The sequence below is a fragment of the Streptomyces sp. SID11385 genome, assembly GCF_010548245.1.
Classification (GTDB): Bacteria; Actinomycetota; Actinomycetes; order Streptomycetales; family Streptomycetaceae; genus Streptomyces.
This window is the reverse complement of sequence record NZ_JAAGLR010000949.1, coordinates 1-3,406: the sequence shown is the minus strand read 5'-3', so window position 1 is coordinate 3,406 and position 3,406 is coordinate 1. Positions and strand designations below refer to the sequence as shown.

Genomic DNA, 3,406 nt, shown 5'->3' with positions numbered 1-3,406 from the left:
CGCGGGCGGGCGTGCCCGGCCGCACGGCTCTGCTCGCCGGGCCTGCTGTCGTCGGTTCGTTCCCGTCGTGTCATGTCCGCCCCGTGCCCTGTCGGTCCTGCCGCTGTCGGTCCCGCGGCTGTCGTCGCTGCCGTGCCCACGTACCGCCGCGTACGCCGCCGGGCCGGCTCGTGGCCGTGGCGCCCGGGTACGCGTCGGCGCCGTACTCGTACCGCCGTGCCCGACGACGCGTATCGCCGTGCCCGACGACCCGTACCGCCGGGCGCGAGCCGTGCCGTCGAGGCCGTGGCGCGGGTCCTGCGCCCGGCGCTCCGGACCGCGTGGCCCGTACGTGGTTCTCGCTTACCTGTTCCTACCCTCCCGCACTCCGCTGTCGATCGGTGCCCCCGGTGTGCCGCGGGGCGGGTGGGGGTGGCGCGGCCATTCGTTCAGGCGGGGCCGGTGGCGAACGGCCCGTCATGGACGCCTGGTCCACATCAGACGCCGTATGGCGCAGATTGTCCACAGGCCCGGGTCGCCTGTGGCCAAAATGCGCTGATCCTCGCACCATCAGGAGGTGAAGCGGGTCACAGGGCGGCCCGCTCCGCCCTGCTTTCTCACGAGTGGTGTTCTCACAAGGAGGTGCCGGACATGACGGTCGTCGAGCATCAGGGGCAGAGAGACGCGCCCCAACCCGCCCCGCCCCCGCACTGGCGGCCTCGCACCGACCCGGCCCCCCTGCTCCCCGACGCCGAGCCCTACCGGCTCCTCGGCGTGGCCGCCGCGCCCGCCAAACCCGGCGCCCGGCGCGCCAGGACGGCGCCGAAGAAGTCCCCGGCCGCCGCGGCCGACCCCGCCCTGCTGCGCCGGCTGTACGCCGAGCTGGTGCGCGGCCGGCGCTACAACGCGCAGGCCACGGCCCTGACCCGGCAGGGGCGGCTCGCCGTCTACCCCTCGACCACCGGGCAGGAGGCCGCCGAGATCGCTGCGGCGCTCGTGCTCCAGGACCAGGACTGGCTCTTCCCGAGCTACCGCGACACCCTCGCGGTCGTCGCGCGCGGCGTCGACCCGCTGGAGACCCTGACGCTCCTGCGCGGCGACAGGCACACCGGCTACGACCCGCACGCGACCCGCGTCGCGCCCCTGTCCACGCCGCTCGCCACGCACCTGCCGCACGCGGTCGGTCTGGCGCACGCCGCCCGGCTGCGCGGCGACGACGTCGTGGCGCTCGCGATGTGCGGCGACGGCGGCACGAGCGAGGGCGACTTCCACGAGGCGCTCAACTTCGCCGCCGTCTGGCAGGCGCCCGTCGTCTTCCTCGTGCAGAACAACGGCTACGCGATCTCCGTGCCCCTCGACAAGCAGACCGCCGCGCCGTCCCTCGCCCACAAGGCCGTGGGCTACGGAATGCCGGGGCGGCTCGTCGACGGCAACGATGTCCTCGCCCTTCACGAGGTGCTCGGCGAGGCCGTCCAGCGGGCCCGTACGGGAGGCGGGCCGACTCTCGTCGAGGCCGTCACGTACCGCCTCGACGCGCACACCAACGCCGACGACGCGACCCGCTACCGGGAGCCCGAGGAGGTCGAGGCCTGGCGCGCGCACGATCCCGTGCGGCTCCTGGAGCGCGAACTGCTCGCGCTCGGCATCCTCGACGAGGACGCGATCGACGCGGAGCGCGAGCGCGCCGAGGAGTTCGCCGCCGGGCTCCGCGCGCGCCTCAACGCGGACGCGGACCTGCGTCCCGAGGAGCTGTTCGCCCACGTCTACGCCACGCCGACGCCCCACCTCGCCGAGCAGGCCGAACAACTGCGCGCGGAACGCGAGGCGGAGGCGGAGGCCCAGGACGCGGGACGCACGGCCACCGCGCACGACGAAGGACGGGAGAGCGGCCGATGACGACGGCCACGACGGTCACCAGCACGCCCACGACGGTGGCGCCCAAGCCCACCACGATGGCCGCCGCGCTCAACCGCGCGCTGCGCGACGCGATGACCGAGGACCCCGCGGTGCACGTGCTCGGCGAGGACGTCGGCACGCTCGGCGGCGTCTTCCGCATCACCGACGGCCTGGCGGCCGAGTTCGGCGACCAGCGCTGCCTCGACACGCCCCTCGCCGAGGCCGGCATCCTCGGCGCGGCGGTCGGCATGGCCATGTACGGGCTGCGGCCCGTCGTCGAGATGCAGTTCGACGCTTTCGCCTATCCGGCCTTCGAGCAGGTCGTCAGCCACGTCGCGAAGATGCGCAACCGCACCGGCGGCCGTCTCCCGCTCCCGCTGACGATCCGCATCCCGTACGGCGGCGGCATCGGCGGCGTCGAGCACCACAGCGACTCCTCCGAGATCTACTACATGGCGACTCCGGGGCTGCACGTCGTCACGCCCGCGACCGTCGCCGACGCCTACGGCCTGCTGCGCGCCGCGATCGCGTCGGACGACCCCGTCGTCGTCATGGAGCCGAAGCGCCTCTACTGGTCGAAGGCCGACTGGTCGCCCGAGAGCCCCGAGCCCGTCGAGCCCCTCGGACGCGCCGTCGTGCGCCGCCCGGGCCGCAGCGCGACGCTCCTCACCTACGGCCCCTCGCTGCCCGTCTGCCTGGAGGCCGCCGAGGCGGCCGTCGCCGAGGGCTGGGACCTGGAGGTCGTCGACCTGCGCTCGCTCGTGCCCTTCGACGACGAGACCGTCGCCGCCTCCGTGCGCCGCACGGGCCGCGCCGTCGTCGTCCACGAGGCGCAGGGCTTCGCGGGGCCCGGCGGCGAGATCGCCGCGCGCGTCACCGAGCGCTGCTTCCACCACCTGGAGGCGCCCGTACTGCGCGTCACGGGTTTCGACATCCCCTTCCCGCCCCCCATGCTGGAGCGGCACCATCTTCCTGGTGTGGACCGCATTCTCGACGCCGTCGCGCGCTTGCAGTGGGAGGCTGAACGCTGATGCCGCAGGTCCTGGAGTTCGCCCTGCCGGATCTCGGTGAGGGGCTGACGGAAGCACAGATCGTCACGTGGCTCGTGGAGGTCGGCGACACCGTCGCGATCGACCAGCCGGTCGTGGAGGTCGAGACCGCCAAGGCGATGGTCGAGGTGCCGTGCCCGCACGGCGGTGTCGTCACCGCCCGCCACGGCGATGAGGGCCAGTCCCTGCCGGTCGGCGCGCCGCTCGTGAGCATCGCGGTGGAGGAGGACGGCGGTATGGCCTCCGGTGCCGCCGCCGGTACGGGGGCGGGCGCCGCCCCCGGCGGTTCCGCGTCCTCCGAAGCGCCTGAGGCCGGGTCCTCCGCCGAGGGCGGCTCCGGGAACGTACTCGTCGGCTACGGCACCGGCACGGCGACCGCGGTGCGGCGTCGCAGGGTCCGTACGAGCACGACGCCCGCCCCGTCGGTACGGGTCCGCGAGGCCGAGCCGCCCACCGCGACGGCGCCCGGGGCCGCCGCGCCC

3 protein-coding genes are annotated in these 3,406 nt (G+C 74.8%); all 3 read left to right on the top strand.

Features of this window, described 5'->3' with window-relative positions; translation table 11 throughout:
- The first annotated feature begins 630 nt into the window (after positions 1–630).
- Entirely contained in the window at positions 631–1,875 is a 1,245-nt protein-coding gene (gene pdhA / locus G3I42_RS28930) for a pyruvate dehydrogenase (acetyl-transferring) E1 component subunit alpha (RefSeq protein ID WP_164290710.1), read from the top strand.
- Positions 1,872–2,906 carry an alpha-ketoacid dehydrogenase subunit beta gene (locus G3I42_RS28925; protein ID WP_164290709.1) on the top strand — a complete coding sequence of 345 codons (1,035 nt, stop codon included), beginning with the start codon at positions 1,872–1,874 and terminating at the stop codon, positions 2,904–2,906. Before pdhA ends, G3I42_RS28925 begins: the two co-directional genes overlap by 4 nt.
- On the top strand, positions 2,906–3,406 hold a 501-nt coding region (locus G3I42_RS28920; protein WP_343244696.1), incomplete at its 3' end, for a biotin/lipoyl-containing protein. The genes G3I42_RS28925 and G3I42_RS28920, both read left to right, overlap by 1 nt.

What these genes read in the sequence shown, in the direction of transcription:
- pdhA (WP_164290710.1), top strand. Translation starts at nt 631, where the DNA reads ATGACGGTCGTCGAGCATCAGGGGCAGAGAGACGCGCCCCAACCCGCC.
- G3I42_RS28925 (WP_164290709.1), top strand. Translation starts at nt 1,872, where the DNA reads ATGACGACGGCCACGACGGTCACCAGCACGCCCACGACGGTGGCGCCC.